General features: G+C 72.3%; 16 protein-coding genes. 12 read left to right on the top strand and 4 right to left on the bottom strand.

Features of this window, described 5'->3' with window-relative positions; all coding sequences use genetic code 11:
- Positions 1 to 52 precede the first annotated feature (52 nt).
- From AB0B96_RS09325 to AB0B96_RS09275, 11 genes are all read left to right on the top strand, one after another.
- Complete coding sequence (locus tag AB0B96_RS09325; RefSeq protein WP_362897331.1) at positions 53 to 1,297, top strand: FAD-dependent oxidoreductase; 1,245 nt, start codon at positions 53 to 55, stop codon at positions 1,295 to 1,297.
- Positions 1,298 to 1,481: 184 nt separating this feature from the next.
- Complete coding sequence (locus AB0B96_RS09320; protein WP_362897330.1) at positions 1,482 to 1,961, top strand: (2Fe-2S)-binding protein; 480 nt, start codon at positions 1,482 to 1,484, stop codon at positions 1,959 to 1,961.
- A 7-nt stretch (positions 1,962 to 1,968) separates the two neighbouring features.
- Positions 1,969 to 3,483 carry an FAD/NAD(P)-binding oxidoreductase gene (locus AB0B96_RS09315; RefSeq protein ID WP_362897329.1) on the top strand — a complete coding sequence of 505 codons (1,515 nt, stop codon included), beginning with the start codon at positions 1,969 to 1,971 and terminating at the stop codon, positions 3,481 to 3,483.
- On the top strand, positions 3,480 to 4,373 hold the full coding sequence (locus AB0B96_RS09310; protein ID WP_362897328.1) for a dihydrodipicolinate synthase family protein: 894 nt from the start codon (positions 3,480 to 3,482) through the stop codon (positions 4,371 to 4,373). The genes AB0B96_RS09315 and AB0B96_RS09310 overlap by 4 nt, the downstream gene beginning before the upstream one ends.
- Before the next feature lie 130 nt (positions 4,374 to 4,503).
- Entirely contained in the window at positions 4,504 to 5,505 is a 1,002-nt protein-coding gene (locus AB0B96_RS09305) for a proline racemase family protein (protein ID WP_362897327.1), read from the top strand.
- A gap of 388 nt (positions 5,506 to 5,893) precedes the next feature.
- Complete coding sequence (locus tag AB0B96_RS09300; RefSeq protein ID WP_362897326.1) at positions 5,894 to 7,066, top strand: branched-chain amino acid ABC transporter substrate-binding protein; 1,173 nt, start codon at positions 5,894 to 5,896, stop codon at positions 7,064 to 7,066.
- Positions 7,063 to 7,956 (top strand): branched-chain amino acid ABC transporter permease, encoded by an 894-nt coding sequence (locus tag AB0B96_RS09295; RefSeq protein WP_350947752.1) that lies wholly within the window; start codon positions 7,063 to 7,065, stop codon positions 7,954 to 7,956. Before AB0B96_RS09300 ends, AB0B96_RS09295 begins: the two co-directional genes overlap by 4 nt.
- Positions 7,953 to 8,978, top strand: coding sequence for a branched-chain amino acid ABC transporter permease (locus AB0B96_RS09290; RefSeq protein WP_362897325.1), 1,026 nt, complete (start codon positions 7,953 to 7,955; stop codon positions 8,976 to 8,978). Before AB0B96_RS09295 ends, AB0B96_RS09290 begins: the two co-directional genes overlap by 4 nt.
- The gene (locus tag AB0B96_RS09285; protein ID WP_362897324.1) at positions 8,975 to 9,886 is read left to right on the top strand and encodes an ABC transporter ATP-binding protein; all 912 of its coding nucleotides are present in this window, start codon (positions 8,975 to 8,977) and stop codon (positions 9,884 to 9,886) included. Before AB0B96_RS09290 ends, AB0B96_RS09285 begins: the two co-directional genes overlap by 4 nt.
- On the top strand, positions 9,879 to 10,604 hold the full coding sequence (locus AB0B96_RS09280) for an ABC transporter ATP-binding protein (RefSeq protein ID WP_362897323.1): 726 nt from the start codon (positions 9,879 to 9,881) through the stop codon (positions 10,602 to 10,604). The genes AB0B96_RS09285 and AB0B96_RS09280 overlap by 8 nt, the downstream gene beginning before the upstream one ends.
- Before the next feature lie 138 nt (positions 10,605 to 10,742).
- Positions 10,743 to 11,435 carry a GntR family transcriptional regulator gene (locus tag AB0B96_RS09275; RefSeq protein WP_362897322.1) on the top strand — a complete coding sequence of 231 codons (693 nt, stop codon included), beginning with the start codon at positions 10,743 to 10,745 and terminating at the stop codon, positions 11,433 to 11,435.
- 224 nt (positions 11,436 to 11,659) lie between these two features.
- Here AB0B96_RS09275 and AB0B96_RS09270 read toward each other — a convergent pair whose 3' ends face one another.
- The 4 genes from AB0B96_RS09270 to AB0B96_RS09255 form a co-directional block, all read right to left on the bottom strand.
- The gene (locus tag AB0B96_RS09270) at positions 11,660 to 12,577 is read right to left on the bottom strand and encodes an EamA family transporter (RefSeq protein ID WP_362897321.1); all 918 of its coding nucleotides are present in this window, start codon (positions 12,575 to 12,577) and stop codon (positions 11,660 to 11,662) included.
- A gap of 229 nt (positions 12,578 to 12,806) precedes the next feature.
- Entirely contained in the window at positions 12,807 to 14,234 is a 1,428-nt protein-coding gene (locus AB0B96_RS09265) for a glycosyltransferase family 39 protein (RefSeq protein ID WP_362897320.1), read from the bottom strand.
- A gap of 179 nt (positions 14,235 to 14,413) precedes the next feature.
- Complete coding sequence (locus AB0B96_RS09260) at positions 14,414 to 15,181, bottom strand: ABC transporter permease (protein WP_350947819.1); 768 nt, start codon at positions 15,179 to 15,181, stop codon at positions 14,414 to 14,416.
- Between the two features lie 35 nt (positions 15,182 to 15,216).
- Positions 15,217 to 16,125: an ABC transporter ATP-binding protein gene (locus tag AB0B96_RS09255; protein ID WP_350947745.1), complete on the bottom strand. Its 909-nt coding sequence runs from the start codon at positions 16,123 to 16,125 to the stop codon at positions 15,217 to 15,219.
- A 240-nt stretch (positions 16,126 to 16,365) separates the two neighbouring features.
- On the opposite strand from AB0B96_RS09255, the gene AB0B96_RS09250 reads away from it, so the two are divergent.
- Positions 16,366 to 17,598, top strand: a complete 1,233-nt coding sequence (locus AB0B96_RS09250) for a multidrug effflux MFS transporter (RefSeq protein WP_362897319.1) — start codon at positions 16,366 to 16,368, stop codon at positions 17,596 to 17,598.
- Positions 17,599 to 17,608 lie beyond the last annotated feature (10 nt).

Below are 17,608 nucleotides of genomic sequence, written 5' to 3'. Positions count from 1 at the left end.
AAGGTATGTGACATAGTACTGACGGGCCCGAGGTGCGGGAACGAGGTGAGAGATGCCGGACGTCGTGGTCGTCGGTGCCGGGGTCGTGGGGGCCGCCTGCGCCTACTACGCCGCCCGCGCGGGCCTGGACGTCGTGGTCGTCGACCGGGGGGCGGTGGCGGGCGGTACGACCGGTGCGGGCGAGGGCAACATCCTGGTCTCCGACAAGGAGCCGGGACCCGAACTCGACCTGGCGCTGCTCTCCAACCGGCTCTGGCGCGACCTGGCGGGGGCCGCGCCAGAGGGCGGGCACCGAAACGGCGCACCGGGGGACGAGCGCGTCGACGCCGGACCGGGCGGTGGGGGAGCGGGCGTCGTGGACCGGCCCGTCACGGGCGGCGGGTTCGAGTTCGAGGCCAAGGGCGGCCTGGTGGTGGCCGAGACGGACGAGATCCTGGCGGCGCTCACCGACCTGGCGGGAAAACAGGGGGTCGAGCACGTCGCCGTCGCCGCGGGGGAACTCGGCGACTACGAGCCCCACCTGGCGAAAGGGCTCGCCGGTGGCGTGTTCTACCCGCAGGACGCCCAGGTCCAGCCCATGCTGGCGGCGGCCTCCCTCATCCGGAGAGGCGCGGAACGGTTCGGCCGCGGCGCCCTGATGCTGCGCACGGGCGTCACGGTGACCGGCTTCGTCACGGGCGGCGGCCGGATCGCCGGGGTCACCACCGACCACGGTGACATCCTCGCCGGAGCCGTCGTCAACGCCGCGGGCACCTGGGGCGGCGAACTCGCCGCGCTCGCCGGCGCGCACGTCCCGATCCTGCCCAGGCGCGGCTTCGTCCTGGTCACCGAGCCGCTCGCCGGGCCGTTGATCAGGCACAAGGTCTACACCGCCGCCTACGTCACCGCAGTGGCCAGCGACGCGGAAGGGCTGCAGACGTCCGCCGTCGTGGAGAGCACCCCGTCGGGGCCCGTGCTCATCGGCGCCAGCCGCGAACGGGTCGGCTTCGACCGCACGATGTCGGTCCCGGTGCTCGAACGTCTCGCCCGTCAGGCCGTGGAGCTGTTCCCCGCCCTGGCGGCGTACCGGGTGATCCGCGCCTACTGCGGTTTCCGCCCCTACTGCCCGGACCATCTCCCGGTGATCGGGGAGGACCCCCGAGTTCGGGGGCTCTACCACGCCTGCGGTCACGAGGGGGCGGGCATCGGCCTGGCCCCGGCCACCGGCCACCTGATCGCCCAGCTCCTGACCGGCCTCGGCCCCGACCTGGACCTCACCCCCTTCCGTCCCGACCGCTTCACCCGGGAGGCGTCTTGACCTGCTCCCCGAGCCGGAACCCGAGCCGGAACCCGAGCCGAGCTCCGAGGCCGAAGCGGAGCCTGAGCTCGAGCCGAGCTCCGAGGCCGAAGCGGAGCCTGAGCTCGAGCCGAGGTCCGGGGCCGGGGCGGAGTCCGAACTGGAACCGAGGCCGCAGCCGGGGCCCTTCCCGCGGAGGTGCCCGATGAGGGATCCGTACCGCCTGGTGGGGGCGCGGCCCGAGCCGGAGTTCGAGATCAGCGTGGACGGTGCTCCCGTCCCGGTGATCCCCGGCCAGAGCCTCGGCGCCGCCATGCACGGCGCGGGCATCCGCTCCTGGCGCACCACCAGGTTCGCCGGGCGAGCGCGCGGGCTGTTCTGCGGCATCGGGGTCTGTTTCGACTGCCTGGTCACGGTGAACGGAACCCCCTCCCTGCGCGCCTGCCTGACCGAGGCGCTCCCGGGAGACCGGGTGACCACCGACGGTCCTCCACCGCCTTCCCGTGGCGCGCGGGAGGCCCCGCGAGACCCGGGGGACGAGGCCGGAGCCGGACCGGGGGAGCGGGCGTGCGCTCCGGATGTGGACGTCTCCCGTGATTCCTGCACCTCCGGTACGGAGGAGGACGTCCCGGGCGCGCCCCCTCCTCGTGCTCCCGGCGTCTCCGACACGCGGAGGGAGGGGTGAGCGGCCGATGACGCGGATTCACGATCTCGCCGTGATCGGTGCCGGTCCGGCCGGGGTCGCGGGCGCGCTCACCGCGGCCCTCTCAGGGCTGGACGTCGTACTGGTCGACGGGGCCGCCAGGCCGGGCGGCCAGTACTTCCGGCGCCCCGCCGAGGGCTTCCGCGCCGCGCGGCCCGGCGCGCTGCACCACGGGCTCGACAGGTTCACCCGCCAGTGGGAGACGCTTCGCGAGCGCGCCGAGGTGCTCCTGCGCCACCGGGTCTGGGCGGTCGAACGCGCGGACGGCACGATCACCGTACGGTGCCTGGAGGGAGACCGCGAGGAGCGGCCCCGCACGGTGACCGCGCGAGGGCTGCTGATCGCCACCGGCGCGTACGACCGGCCGCTGCCGTTCCCTGGCTGGGACCTGCCGGGGGTGCTCACCGCGGGTGGCGCGCAGGCACTGCTCAAGGGCGACCTGGTCGGTGCGGGAAGCAGGGTCGTGGTCGCCGGCACCGGCCCGTTCCTGCTGCCCGTCGCCGCGGGCCTGGCGGACGCCGGGGTGCGGGTGCTCGGCGTCCACGAGGCGAACGGCGGGTTCGGGCTCGCCAGGCACCCGCTGCTCGCCGCGGGCCGGGTGGGGGAGGCACTCGGGTACGGGGCGCGCCTGGCCCGCCACCGGATCCCGTACCGCCGCCGCGAGGCGGTAATCGCCGCGCACGGCGACACCGCGCTGACCCACGTCACCGTGGCGAGCCTGGACGGCGACTGGCGGCCGACGGCGACGAGGACCGTCGAGTGCGACACCCTCGCCTGCGGCTACGGATTCGTCCCCCAGCTCGACCTGCCGGTCCAGCTGGACTGCGCCACCCGCCGCGACCCCGACGGCAGCCCGGTCGTCGCGGTGGACGCGGGCATGCGCACCAGCGTGCCCGGCGTCTACGCGGCGGGGGAGTCCACCGGTGTCGGCGGGGCCGTGCTCGCCGAGGTGGAGGGACGCGTCGCGGGCCGGTCCGCCGCCGCCGACCTGGGCCGCCCGGTTCCTCCGGATCCGGCCCTGACCCGCCGCGCGGCCCAGCTCTCCACCTTCGCGCACGCTTTGCAGGAGGCCTACCCGGTACGGGCCGGCTGGCAGGATTGGCTCCGCGAGGACACCCTCGTGTGCCGCTGCGAGGAGGTTCCCCTGTCGGCCGTACGCCGGGCACAGGCCATGGGGGCCGCCGACGCGCGCTCCGTCAAGCTTCTCGCGCGCCCGGGGATGGGGTGGTGCCAGGGCAGGATGTGCGGCTACGCGGTCGCGTGCCTCGCCGGGGAGGACCCCGCGCCGCCCCGGCGCCCGATCGCCCAGCCCGTCAGGCTCGGCGACCTCGCCGCGGCGACGTCCGCCTCCCCCGGCCGAGGGGAGGCCCTGCCGGCCCCGGAGGAGGCGGAGACCTTCGCGGAGACGGGCGCACCGGAGGTTCTCCCGCGTCCGGCACGTGCGGAACCTCCGCCGGCCCCGGCGACGGATCGGCCCGAACCCCCTCGGAAGGACGAACGATGACGACCCCCGCGAAGCCCTGGCACGGTGTGACGGTGGCCACCGCGCTGCCCCTGGGCGCGGACCTCTCCGTCGACCTGGACGGCTACGCCGAGCACTGCCGGTGGCTGGTCGCCTCCGGGTGCGACGGCGTCGTGCCGAACGGATCGCTGGGCGAGTACCAGACGCTCACCTCCCGGGAGCGGGCCTCGGTCGTGGAGACCGCGGTCGCCGCCGTGGGCGGCGACCGCGTCATGCCGGGTGTCGCGGCCTACGGCGCCCTGGAGGCCCGCCGCTGGGCCGAGCAGGCAGGTGAGGCCGGGTGCCGCGCGGTGATGCTGCTCCCGCCGAACGCCTACCGCGCCGACGACAGGACCGTGGTGGAGCACTACCGCGAGGTGGCCGCGGCCGGTCTGCCGGTGGTGGCCTACAACAACCCCTTCGACACCAGGGTGGACCTCACCCCCCGGTTGCTGGCCACCCTGCACGCCGAGGGCCTGATCGTCGGGGTGAAGGAGTTCAGTGGTGACGTCCGGCGGATCTACGAGATCGCCGAGCTCGCCCCCGGGCTGGACGTGCTGGCCGGGGCCGACGACGTACTGCTGGAGCTGGTCACCGCCGGGGCGGTCGGCTGGGTGGCCGGATTCCCCAACGCGCTGCCCGAGTCGACCGTCGCCCTGTACCGGGCGGCGGCCGCGGGGGACACGGCCACCGCGCTTCCGCTCTACCGCGCGCTGCACCCGCTGCTTCGCTGGGACTCCAGACCGGTGTTCGTCCAGGCGATCAAGCTCTCCATGGACCTGGCCGGCCGCCGCGGTGGCCCGTGCCGCCCGCCCAGGCTCGCCCTGGTGCCCGAACAGGAGGCCGCCGTACGCGCCGCGACGGAGAAGGCCCTCGCCGAGGGGCTGCGTTAGTGGGCCGTCCCCGGACGTCGCCCCGGTATCGCCGCCCGGTGACCGGCTCCCGCCGGATCTGCCCTCCCCCGGCAAGGTCGTGCGACGGTCCGGTGGAGCGCCCCCACATCCCTTCCCGCGAGGAGCGTCGATGAGAACGAAGAGGATCTTCCACGCGGTGGACTCCCACACCGAGGGCATGCCCACCCGAGTGATCACCGGGGGAGTGGGGGTCATCCCCGGCTCGACCATGGCCGAGCGGCGCGAGCACTTCCTCGCCGAGATGGACCATGTCCGCACCCTGCTCATGTACGAGCCGCGCGGTCACTCGGCGATGAGCGGGGCCATCCTGCAACCGCCCACCCGGCCGGACGCCGACTTCGGCGTGCTCTACATCGAGGTCTCCGGTTGCCTGCCCATGTGCGGGCACGGCACCATCGGCGTCGCCACCGTCCTGGTCGAGACCGGGATGGTCGAGGTCGCCGAGCCGGTCACCGTCATCCGGCTGGACACCCCGGCAGGGCTGGTCGTCGCCGAGGTCAGGGTCGAGGACGGCGCCGCCACGGAGGTGACCATCACCAACGTGCCCTCCTTCAGCGCCGGGCTGGACCGCGCGGTCAAGGTGCCCGGCCTCGGGGAGGTCGTCTACGACCTGGCCTACGGCGGCAACTACTACGCGATCCTGCCCATCGAGTCGGTGGGCCTGCCGTTCGATCGCGCGCACAAGCAGCGGATCCTCGACGCGGGCCTGGCGATCATGGAGGCGATCAACGAGCGGGACGAGCCCGTCCATCCGCTGGACCCCGGCATCCGCGGCTGCCACCACGTGCAGTTCGTCGCGCCAGGTTCCGACGCCGGGCACTCGCGGCACGCGATGGCGATCCACCCCGGCTGGTTCGACCGTTCGCCGTGCGGCACCGGCACCAGCGCCCGGATGGCCCAGCTGCACGCCAGGGGCGAGCTGCCTCTGGAGACCGGCTTCGTGAACGAGTCGTTCATCGGCACCCGCTTCGTCGGGCGGCTCGTGGCCCGGACGGAGGTGGGGGGCCTGCCCGCGGTGGTTCCCACGATCACCGGGCGTGCGTGGGTCACCGGCACCGCCCAGTACTTCCTCGACCCCCGCGACCCGTTCCCCGGAGGTTTCCTCCTCTGACGACTCTGACGACTTCGACCCGGGCAGGGATCCGGTTCGCCGTCCGACGGTGGGAATGTCGGCGGAGGCCTCCCGGGGGGGGATCCGGACCATCGCCTGACCGGCCGCGGTGTCTTCCGCCGGATCCGCCGATCCCGCCGGTCGGAGGCCACTCCGCGTGAGGAGCCCACGATCGGCGTCCCGAGAGCACCGGGTTTCACCGAGAGGGGGCACCGGACCGATCCATGCCATCTGAACTGCGAATACGTCTCCGTTTCCGATGCTCCCCGCGCCGGGTCCCGCGTCGAGGGGAAACGGCGTCCCAACGTTAACGGTCTTGTTTCGGCCCTTGACGTGTCCTTGCATTACACGTGCAATATCACACATCACTAGATGTGAGGAGCCGCACATGCGTGCCACCCCCCTGAAGTGCTTCACGTCGCTGGCCGCCCTCGGTCTCCTGGTCACCGGATGCGGCCAGGGGCTGCTCGGTGACGGAGGCGCGGGCCAGGCGACCGCGGAGAAGGACGAGCCGATCGTCCTCGGCATGCTGATCCCGCAGTCGGGCAGCGAGGCCGCGATCGGCCCCTACATGAGCAACGCGGCGCAGCTCGCGATCGACGAGATCAACGCCAAGGGTGGTGTGCTCGGCCGACGGCTGGAGCTGAAGACCGCCGACGACGCCTGCGACGCCCAGTCCGCGGCGGCGGGCGCGAACAAGCTGGTCACCGAGGGGATCGACGTCTCGGTGGGCGGTTACTGCTCCGGTGCGACGCTCCCCACCCTGCCGATCTTCGGCAAGGCGGGGATCCCGATGATCATCCCGGCCGCCAACTCCCAGGAGCTGGTCGACCAGAAGCTCAAGCACGTCTTCCTGATCAACGGCACGGGCTCCCAGCAGGCCGCGGCCGCTGAGAAGTGGATCACCAAGCAGGGTTCCAAGAGCGTCGCGCTCATGCACGACAACACCAGTTACTCCAAGGACATCGCGCTGCGCACCCAGGCACTCCTGGAGGCCCCCGGCGGAGCCGAGGCCGTGATCACCGAGGCGGTCACCCCGAAGGAGAGCGACTACAGCGCCAACATCACCAACGTGCTGGCCAAGAAGCCCGACTTCGTCTACTGGACCGGCTACTTCCAGGAGGGCGGCCTGATCGCGCGTCAGCTCCGGCAGGCCGGATACAAGGACTCCATCATGGTGGGCGACGGCTCGGTCTCCCCCAAGCTGGTCGAGATCGCCGGAGACGAGGCCGCCGAGGGCCTGTACGCGACGATGACCCAGACGCCCGACACCCTCCAGGGCGCCGAGGGCTGGATCGAGGCGTACCAGAAGAAGTACTCCTCCGAGCCGGGCCCGTACTCCAACCAGGCCTACGACGCGGTGCGGCTCGCCGCCGAGGCGGTCACCAAGGCGGGCGCCACCGACGGCGACAAGGTCATCGCGGCGCTTGAGGCGATCGACGGCTTCTCGATGTTCTCCGGGCCGCTGAAGTTCACTCCCGAGCACACCCTGGCGAACGGCGGCTTCCAGATCCTCGTCGTCAAGGACGACAAGTTCGCCCTGCAGGACGCCCTTAAATGACGCAGCTCGTCTGGAACGGGCTGTTCGTCGGCTCGTTCTACGCCCTGGTCGCCCTGGGGTACAGCATGGTCTACGGGATCATCAAGCTGCTCAACTTCGCCCACGGCGACCTGTACATGCTCGGCGCGTTCGCCGGTTTCGCCATCCTCGGCGCGGTCGGCGGCGTGTCCTCCTCGATGGCACTGCCGCTGCTGCTCGCGGTGCTCCTGGCGACCATGGTCGCCACCGGCCTGGCCGGGGTGGCCCTGGAGCGGATCGCCTACCGCCCGCTCCGCCGCGCCCCGAGGCTGTCCCTGTTGATCACCGCGGTCGGGGCCTCCTTCGCGCTGGAGTACGGGATGCGCGCGGTGGCCGGGGCCGACCCGCGGGTCTACCCGGTACGGCTGGGTGGCACCTCGCTGGAGATCCTCGGGGCCCGGCTCACCGTGCAGCAGATCGTCCTGATCGGCGTGGCGGTGCTCCTCATGGCCGGGCTCAACCTGCTGGTCACCCGCACCCGCGAGGGCAGGGCGATGCGGGCCATCGCGCTGGACCCGCGCACCAGCGCGCTGATGGGCATCGACGTCAACGCGGTGATCTCCCGCACCTTCTTCATCGGCTCGGCGCTCGCGGGGGCCGCGGGCGTGATGGCCGGTGCCTACTACGGCAAGATCGATTTCATGATGGGCTTCCTGATCGGGCTCAAGGCCTTCACGGCGGCCGTCATCGGGGGCATCGGCAACATCCCGGGCACGATGCTCGGCGGTCTGCTGCTCGGGCTGCTGGAGTCGTTCGGCACGTTCTGGCTGGGCGGTGAGTGGCGTGACGTGTTCGCCTTCGGGGTGCTGATCCTGTTCCTGACGGTGCGGCCAACCGGCCTGCTCGGCGAGCGCGTCACGGAGCGGGTATGACCGGGACCGCCGGACCCACCGGACCCACCGGACCCACCGGGCCTGCCGGGCCCGCGGGAGCCACGACGACCAAGGTCCGCCGCCTCGGCACCGACTCACCGCCCAGCAGGGCGTCGAAGCTGATGCAGAACCGGTGGGCCGGGCTCGCCGGGCTGCTGATCGCGCTGCTGGCGCCCTTCGTCAACGCCACGCCGTACGCGCTGTCGGTCATGACCAGCGCGGCCATCGCCGTGATGCTCGCCGCCGGGCTGAACATCGTGGTCGGCTACTGCGGCCTGCTCGACCTGGGGTACGTCGCCTTCTTCGCGGTCGGCGCCTACACCAGCGGCGTGCTGGCCACCCGCTTCGACCTGCCACTGCCGGCCACGATCCCCGCAGTGCTCGTGGCCACGGTCATCGCGGGGATCGTGATCGGCGCACCCACCCTGCGCCTGCGCAGCGACTATCTGGCCATCGTCACCCTCGGCTTCGGTGAGATCATCCGGATCACCGCCAACAACCTGGACGTCACCGGTGGCCCCTCGGGGATCTACGGCATCCCGCATCTGGTCGAGAGCCCGGTGCTCTTCTACTACCTCACCGTGGTCGTCGTCTCGCTCGCCGTCCTCGGCGCGGCGCGGCTGGGCCGCTCCCGCCTGGGCAGGGCCTGGCGTTTCGTCCGGGAGGACGAGGACGCCGCCGAGGCGATGGGCGTGCACACCTACCGGGTCAAGCTCGCCGCCTACATCGCGGGCGCGGTCTGGGGCGGCATGGCCGGGGTGCTGTTCGCCGCGCAGCTGTCGGCCATCTCACCGGGCAGCTTCACCTTCCTGTCGTCGGCGCTGGTGCTCATGGCCGTGGTCCTGGGAGGCATGGGATCGACGCCCGGCGTCGTCGTCGGGGCCGTGGTGATCAGCATCCTGCCGGAGATCCTGCGCGACCTCGCCGACTACCGGTTCTTCCTGTTCGGCGTACTGCTCATCGCCTTCATGATCCTGCGGCCGCAGGGGATCTGGCCGGCCCGTTCCAAGGAGGTCCCGTGAGCCTGCTGAGCGTGACCGACCTGCGCCTGACCTTCGGCGGGCTGGTGGCGATCGACGGCCTGTCGTTCTCGGTGCGCGAGGCGGAGATCGTCTCCGTGATCGGGCCCAACGGGGCGGGCAAGACGTCGGCGTTCAACTGCGTCACCGGCTTCTACCGGCCGACCTCGGGCCGGATCACCCTGCGCGGCAGGGACCTGCCGGGGCTGCGGCCCTCGGCGATCGCGGGTCTGGGCGTCGCGCGGACCTTCCAGAACCTGCGGCTGTTCGGCGAGCTGTCGGTCCTGGACAACGTACGCGCGGGATCGCACCTGTGGCTGCGCCAGAGCGTCCTGGACGCCCTGCTGCACACCCCGCGCTACCGGCGCTCCGAGCGCGAGTGCACCGAGCAGGCCCATCACTGGCTGGACTTCGTCGGCCTGCGCGGCGACAGGTACGGACAGGCGAGGAACCTTCCCTACGGGGAGCAGCGCCGCACCGAGATCGCTCGTGCCCTCGCCCGGCGCCCCGACCTGCTGCTGCTCGACGAGCCCGCGGCCGGGCTCAATCACGGCGAGAAGGCCGAGATGCTCGACCTGATCCGGCGCATCCAGGCGCTGGGGGTGGCGATCGTGCTCATCGAACACGACATGGGCCTGGTCATGGAGGTCTCGGAACGCGTGGTCGTGCTCAACTTCGGCAGGGAGATCGCCGACGGCCGCCCCGAGGACGTCCGGCGAGATCCGGCCGTCATCGAGGCATACCTCGGTGGTGACACCTCCGCGAACGACGGGACCGGCGAAGCCACGACCACGGAGAAGGACGGCGCGGTCGAAGAGGGCACGGGCAAGGACAGCGCGAAGAACAACGCGAAGGACAACGCGAAGAACAACGCGACGGGTGACGCGGCCGGGGGAGACGCCGATGCTTGACATCGACGGGCTGGACGTTCACTACGGCGGCGTACACGCCCTGCGCGGACTGTCCCTCGGCGTCGCCGAAGGCGAGATCGTCGCGCTGCTGGGCAACAACGGCGCGGGCAAGACCACCACGCTCTGCGCGGTCTCGGGACTGCTGCGGCCCAGTGGCGGCAGGGTGCTCTTCGAAGGGAAGGAGATCACTGGGCGGAAACCGCACAGGATCACCGCGCGCGGCCTGGTGCACGTGCCGGAGGGCCGCAGGATCTTCAGCACGCTCAGCGTCCACGAGAACCTCCAGCTGGGCGGCTACCTGGTCCGCGACCAGGCGGAGATCCGCGCGCGGATCGACCGCGTCTACGAACTGCTGCCGCGCCTGGCCGAGCGGCGCGCACAGCAGGGCGGCACGCTGTCGGGCGGTGAGCAGCAGATGCTCGCGATCGGCAGGGCGCTCGTCACGGGCCCTCGGCTGCTGCTGCTCGACGAGCCCTCCATGGGGCTGGCGCCCCTGGTGGTCGCCTCGATCATGGAGCTCATCGCGGGCGTCAACGCCCAGGGCACCTCGGTGCTGCTCGTCGAGCAGAACGCCGTCGCCGCCCTCGGGATCGCCCACCGCGGCTACGTGATCGAGAGCGGGGAGTGCGTCCTGGAAGGGCCCGCAGCCGAGCTGCGCCGGGACCCCCGGGTGGTCGAGGCCTACCTCGGCGGAACCGGGGGGAGCGAACGCGGGTGACCGGCGGGTCCGCCGTCGGCGCCGTACCCCGCGGATCGGCCCCCGGGTGTTCGGAGGCAGGCGGATGGCCTGGGAGGATGGGAGGGTGGCGGGTTCCGCCGATCAGGCGTGGACGTGAGCGACGCGAGAGGCTCCGGTATGGCTCCTAGGGCGGACGGCCGGCTCGACCTGCCGCCCGTGAGCGAGCGGCAGAGCCTGCGGGAGCAGGTGGCCCACGCGCTCAGGGCGGCCCTGATCACCGGTGAGATGAGGCCGGGCATGGTCTACTCGGCCCCGGTGCTCGCCGCCCAGTTCGGCGTCTCGGCGACCCCGGTGCGCGAGGCCATGCTCGACCTGGCCAAGGAGGGCCTGGTCGAGGCGGTACGCAACAAGGGCTTCCGGGTCACGGAGCTGTCCGACAGGGATCTGGACGAGCTGACCGAGATCCGCAGGCTCATCGAGGTGCCCACGGTGGCCCAGCTGGCCGACGCCGGGCGCGCACCGAGCTTCGAGACACTGCGCCCGCTCGCCCAGGCGATCGTCGACGCCGCCGAGCGTGGCGACCTGCTCGCGTACGTCGACGCCGACATCCGCTTCCACCTGGACCTGCTCGCCCTGGCGGGCAACTCCCGCCTCGTGGAGGTGGTGCGCGACCTGCGCAACCGGGCCCGTCTGTACGGCCTGTCCTCCCTGCACCGGCAAGGCGTCCTCGCCGACTCCGCCCGAGAGCACCTCACGCTGCTCGCGCTGCTGTCGGAGGGGGACGCGAGCGGCGCCGAGCGGCTGATGCGCGACCACATCCGGCACGTCCGCGGCATCTGGGCGAGCCGGCCGGGGCAGCCCGAGGATTGACATCCTCCCCCTCGTGAACGTCGTGAACGCGGGGATCCGCGGCCGCCCGTGAGGGTTCCCGCCTCAGTCCGGTGGCCCACCCGAGAGGATTCTCGTCGAGGCATCGCACCGGCTCCACCGGCGTCTCACCTCTGTGCCGGGGCCATGTCCGGAGAAGCGTCGGGGCGGGTCGGAAGAGCCGTGGGTGGCGCCGTCGCCGAATCGGTGGCGTGGGACCCGAGAGTTCAGCCGGTGCTGCGGGTGGCGCCGACGCTGGCGATGACCACGCAGCCGATGGCGGCCCACTCGCGCATCTGGAGCACCTCGCCCAGGATCAGCAGCCCGGCCAGCGCGGCCATCGCGGGCTCCATGCTCATCAGGATGCCGAAGACCCGTTTGGGCATCCTGCGCAGCGCCTCCAGCTCGATCGAGTAGGGGATGACCGACGACAGCAGTCCCACCCCGAGCCCGATCAGCAGCAGCTCGGGCTGGAGCAGGTCGGCGCCACCCGAGGCGATCCCGACGGGGGCGACCAGCAGGCAGGAGACGATCATCGCCAGGGCGAGGCCGCTCGTTCCGGGGAAGCGCCGGCCGACCGAGGCCGACAACAGGATGTAGCCGGCCCAGCAGACCGCCGCCACCAGGGCGAAGGCGATCCCGGCCCAGCTGATCCTGGAGGCGGCCCCGCCCCACGGGGCGAGCAGCACCACGCCCGACCCGGCGAGCACCACCCAGAACAGGTCGAGGCGGCGGCGCGAGGCCGCCACCGCGACGCCGAGCGGGCCGAGGAACTCGATCGCCACCGCGATGCCCATCGGCAGCCGGGCCAGCGCCTCGTAGAACGACAGGTTCATCACGCCCAGCGTCACGCCGAACGCCACCCCGGCGCCGATGTCCGCCCTGGACAGGCCGCGCAACCGGGGTCTGACGACCGCTCCCAGGATCAGGGCACCTGTCGCGATCCGCAGGAACACCACGGCGCTCGGCGGCAGCTGGGAGAACAGGTCCTTGGCCAGGCCCGCGCCCACCTGCACCGACATGATGGCCAGCAGCACCAGACCGGACGGCGGGATGGCGTCGGAGGCCGCTCTCAGCAGCGTTCCGGGCCTGGGCAGCCTCGGCTTGTACGGCTCGGCGGGCCCGTGCAGGGCATCGGCGGTCACGACTCTCCTTGGTCATGTGCAAAACAACATATGACACCTTACTTGTCGAGGTCGTCGTTTTCACGGCTGTCCGTGATGTGAGACGGCACCTGATCGGTGGCGGGCCGGGACGTGCGACGACCCCGTGGAGGGGCTTCCGACGGTTCGCCCTCCGCCGGAAGGACGCTCCCATGGTTCGTCAGGCGACGAGCCGGACCTCACCGGGAGGCGTTCACCTCCATCCTCACTGTCAGGGAAGGGGAGTCTCGCCGGTCGTGCGGCGTCCGGCGTCCGGCGCGCGGGTGTAGAGCGCGACGGTCATGCCGGGTACCCGACCCGTCCGCCAGGACCTGGCCCGGACGAATCCCTCCTTGACCAGGGTGATCACCCGGCCGACGCGCGAGGCCGCCTCCGACCCGCCCCGCCAGATCACCCAGACCCGTTCGCGCCCGGCCACGGCGGCGGCCACGTCGGAGCGCTCCGGGTAACCGAAGGAGTGGGACAGGGGCGCGGGCCCGGCGAGCAGCACGTCGTCGGGCAGCCCTTTACCGCCGTGCCGCGTCCGGTCGTAGTAGCGAAAGCCCTCGCGCAGGGAGGAACGTCCGTAGAGGAGGGCGTCCCCCGGCCGGCCCTCGCTCGCGAGGATCCGTACCGCCCGGGGGAAGTTCTCGTGGTGCCCGTCCTCCCCGCGCAGGTCCAGCTGGCCGGGGAGCCCGGCCGCCAGGACGCCCGCCAGCGCGATCCCGGTGACCAGGTGAGGCAGCGCGGCGAGGGTGAGCCCGGCGAGCAGCGCGTACGCGGGCACCGTCGCGAACAGGTAGCGGTCGACGTAGACCGGCGAGACCAGGTGGGACAGGGTGAACAGCAGCAGGGGCGGCAGAATCGCCCAGGAGCCGAGCAGGACGATCCAGAGCCGGTCGGCGCCGTGTCTCCAGCCCAGGAACGGAGCGGCGGCGGCGACGGCGAGCACCACGCACCCGGCCAGGGCGGTGCCCCCGGCCATCTTGGGCAGGGCGAGGAACACGTCGGGTCCCGGCAGGGTGATCCAGCTGATCGCGTGCCGCTCGGCGAAGCCGACCGCCGTCCAGACGGCCCCCGGGACGCAGCCAACGGCCATGCAGGCGAGCACCCTGGGCAGGACGCCCCGCCCGTACGTCCCGACCGCGAGCAGGTGGGCGGCGAGGACGAGCAGCGCGAACACCTGCGTGCAGCCCAGCAGCGCGACGGCGGCCGCGTATCTCCACCAGGCGCCGCGCCGCCCCGGCTCCTCGATCGCCCGGTACAGCGTCCAGGTGGCCAGGACCGCCGCGGCGGCGGCGAACGCGTAGGAGCGGATGTTCTGCCCGTGGTAGGAGACCGAGGGCAGGAAGACGTAGACGGCGGCGGCGGCCAGTCCGGCGGGCTGCGAGCTCAGCCGGCGGCCCAGGTCGGCGATGAGCGCGGTGGCCGCGCCGGTCGCGAGCGCCGAGGGCAGGCGCATCCACCACTCGGCCTGCCCGAACTCCAGCCACAGGTGCATGAAGGCGTAGTAGGGCAGGAAGTGCCCGTCGATGTGCTGGGCCAGCTCCCAGAGTCCCGCGGCGCCGCGGCGGGCCGCGCTGAGAGTGGCGAGTTCGTCCCCCGACTGGGAGACCGTGGACGAGCCCGCGACGGAGACAAGCGTGGCAACGATCCCCATGGCCAGAGTTGGCCAAATTCGCCCCGTATGTCGTGTCGCTGGACGGGATGAAGATCGCGTTCCGGTAATGATCACCTGGAGGATGGTAGATCTTGGCGATCATTCTGGTTGATCTTTTGCGGTGATAGGTGGAGAAATTCCCGATTTAGGCGATCCCTGGTAACCGGTTTCCGGGCGGGTCACTCCCAGCGGAACGTCCGGGAGGTGAGGAAGAGCGACACGGCCGCCCACGCCGCGAGGATCGCCACGGCGGCGAGCGGTGCTCCCGTGCCGTCGCTCAGGACCGCGCGGAGCCCTCCGGTCAGCGCCGAGATCGGCAGCAGCTCCAGCACCGGCCGCACCGCCTCGGGAAACCTCGCCAGCGGGAAGGCGACCCCGCCGCAGGCGAGCAGGAGCAGGTAGACGAGGTTCGCCGCGGCGAGCGTGGCCTCGGCGCGCAGCGTCCCCGCCATCAGCAGGCCGAGCCCGCTGAACGCGGCGGTGCCCAGCACGATGAGCGCCAGGACCGCGAGCGGCGAGCCCGTGGGGTGCCAGCCCAGGGCGAGTGCCACCGCGCAGATGACCGTCACCTGGACGACCTCCACCGCGATCACCGCGAGCGTCTTGGACAGCATCAGCCCGGTCCGCGACAGCGGGGTCGCGCCCAGCCGCTTCAGCACGCCGTAGCGGCGCTCGAAGCCCGTCGCGATGGCCTGCCCGGTGAAGGCGGTGGACATCACGGCGAGCGCGAGCACGCCGGGGGTCATGAAGCCGATCCGGGAACCGCCGCCCACGTCGATGATCGGGGCGGAGGAGAGGCCGACGAGCAGCAGCACCGGGATGATCATCGTGAGCAGCAGCTGCTCGCCGTTGCGGAGCATCGCCCGGATCTCCGCTCCCGCCTGGGCCGCCACCATCCGGCCCAGCGGCGCGGCTCCGGGGGCCGGCGTGAGGTCCAGGGTCGTCATCATTGGGCTCTCCTGCGGTCTGGGTTTCGAGGGCGTCACCGGAGCTCACGCCCGGTCAGCTCCAGGAAGACGTCCTCCAGGGTGCGCCGCTCGATGCTGAGGTCGTCGGCGGTCACGCCCTCGGCGGCGCACCAGGTCGTCACCGTGGCCAGGAGGCCGGGTACGACCTGCCCCTCGATGATGTAGTGCCCGGCCGGCGACTCCTTGGCCGTGCTGCCGGCGGGCAGGGCGGCGAGCAACTCGTCCAAGCAGAGGCCGGGGCGGGCGCGGAAGCGCAGCTGCCGCTCGGCGCCGGTGAGGGAGGAGGGCGTGCCCTCGGCGACGACCCTGCCGCGGTCGATGATCACGATCTGGTCGGAGAGTCTCTCCGCCTCGTCCATGTGGTGGGTGGTGAGCACCACCGAGACCCCGCTGGAACGCAGGTCCTTCACCAGCTCCCAGCAGGCGTGCCTGGCCTGCGGGTCCAGGCCCGCGGTCGGCTCGTCAAGGAAGACCAGCTCCGGGCGGCCGATGACCGCTCCGGCCAGTGACAGGCGCTGCTGCTGGCCGCCGGAGAGCCTGCGGTACGGGGTGCGGGCGTGTTCGCTCAGCCCCAGCCGTTCCAGCAGCGCCGCGGGGTCGAGCGGGTGGGCGTGGAAGCGGGCCATCAGCCGCAGCCACTGCCCGCAGCGGGACGCGGGGGGAACGCCGCCCGCCTGGAGCATCACCCCGACCCTGGCCCGCAGTTCCGGCCTCGACGGGTCGAGCCCGAGCACCCGAACGGTGCCGCCGTCGGCCCGGCGGAACCCCTCGCAGATCTCCAGGGTGGAGGTCTTGCCGGCCCCGTTGGGGCCCAGCACCGCGGTGACCGCGCCGCGGGCGGCGTTGAAGGTCAGGCCGTCGATCGCGGTCGTCCCGCCGTATCTTTTGACCAGGTCGACGATCTCGACGGCTGGGGAGTCCATGGCCACGAGTTTAGGGACCGCGCCCGCCGGTCACGCTCCCGGACCACGCGTCCGCGGCCGCCGGGAACCCGTTTCCCGCGCGGCGCCCGGCCGCCCTCCGTTCACACCTAAAGGTTTTTTCGAGGAAATTTCCGAAAAGCAGGAATTCGGGTGACCGGTTGTTGGTTGGGACGCTTCGGCCCCTGTGGGCCGTCATCGCCCGTCAGTGGGGGCGTAGCCTGCGAAAAAGGGGATACGGGTATGACCGCGGCCGCCGTCGAGCCGGAGGTGGCGCCGATCGTACGGCGCAGGGGACTGTTGCTCGCCATCCTGGGAGCGCTGTCGGCGGTCGGCCCTCTCGCGATCGACATGTATCTTCCCGCCTTCCCCTCCATCGCCGCCGACCTGGGCAGCGGGCAGGCACAGGTGCAGCTCACCCTCACCGCCTGCCTCATCGGATTCTCGGTCGGGCAGGTCATCGCGGGCCCGATCAGCGACACGCGCGGACGCCGGGGCCCGCTCCTGATCGGCATCGCCGCCTACGCCGCGGCCTCCCTGCTGTGCGCCTTCTCGCCCTCGGTGTACGGGCTGGTCGGCTTCCGCCTGCTCCAGGGCATCGCGGGCGGCGCCGCGCTGGTGATCGTCCGCGCGATCGTCCGCGACCTGTACGAGGGGGCGGCCATCGCCCGCATCTTCGCCACCCTCATGCTCGTGACCGGCCTCGCCCCGATCCTCGCCCCGATCGCGGGCGCGCAACTGCTCGCCCACACCTCCTGGCGGGGCGTGTTCGTCGCGTTGAGCGTCGCGGGCCTGCTGCTGCTGGTCTTCGCGCTGTCCGGGGTACGCGAGACGCTTCCCGCCGAGCGGCGTGAGAGGGGCGGGCTCAGGCACACCCTCACCACCTTCTGGCACCTGCTCCGCGACCGCCCCTTCATGGCCGCGACCCTCGCCGGAGGGCTGAACTTCGCGGCCATGTTCGCCTACATCTCCGGGTCGCCCTTCGTGCTCCAGGACGTCTACGGCACCTCGGCGCAGACCTTCTCGCTGGTGTTCGGGCTGAACGCGCTGGGCCTGACCATCGCCGCCCAGGTCGGCGGGCGCCTCGCCGGGCGCCTGGACCCGGCCCGGCTCATTCTCGCCGGGCTGTTCCTGGGCGTGGCCGGAGCCGCCGGGGTGCTCGCCGCGGCCCTGTTCCACCTGCCGCTGCCGGTGCTGGTCACCGCGCTGTTCACGATGATGTGCGGGGCGGGCCTCGTCCTGCCGGGCAGCGGCGCGCTCGCCCTGGCCGGTCAGCCCGCGCGGATCGCCGGTAGCGCGGCCGCGCTGACGGGCGTGCTGCAGTTCGCGCTCGGCGCCGTCGCCGCACCGCTGGTGGGGCTGGGCGGGGAGGGATCCGCACTGCCGATGGCCGTCGTGCTGGCCGGTTTCACCCTCGCCGCGCTCGCCGCCTTCGCCGGGCTGCGTGGGACCGCGCGGAGCGTTTCCCCAGCTTAGGTAAGCCTTA

It is taken from the genome of Streptosporangium sp. NPDC049046, from assembly GCF_040649155.1.
Classification (GTDB): domain Bacteria; phylum Actinomycetota; class Actinomycetes; order Streptosporangiales; family Streptosporangiaceae; genus Streptosporangium.
The sequence above is the reverse complement of the archived record's forward strand: the minus strand, read 5'-3'. Positions and strand labels throughout refer to the sequence as shown.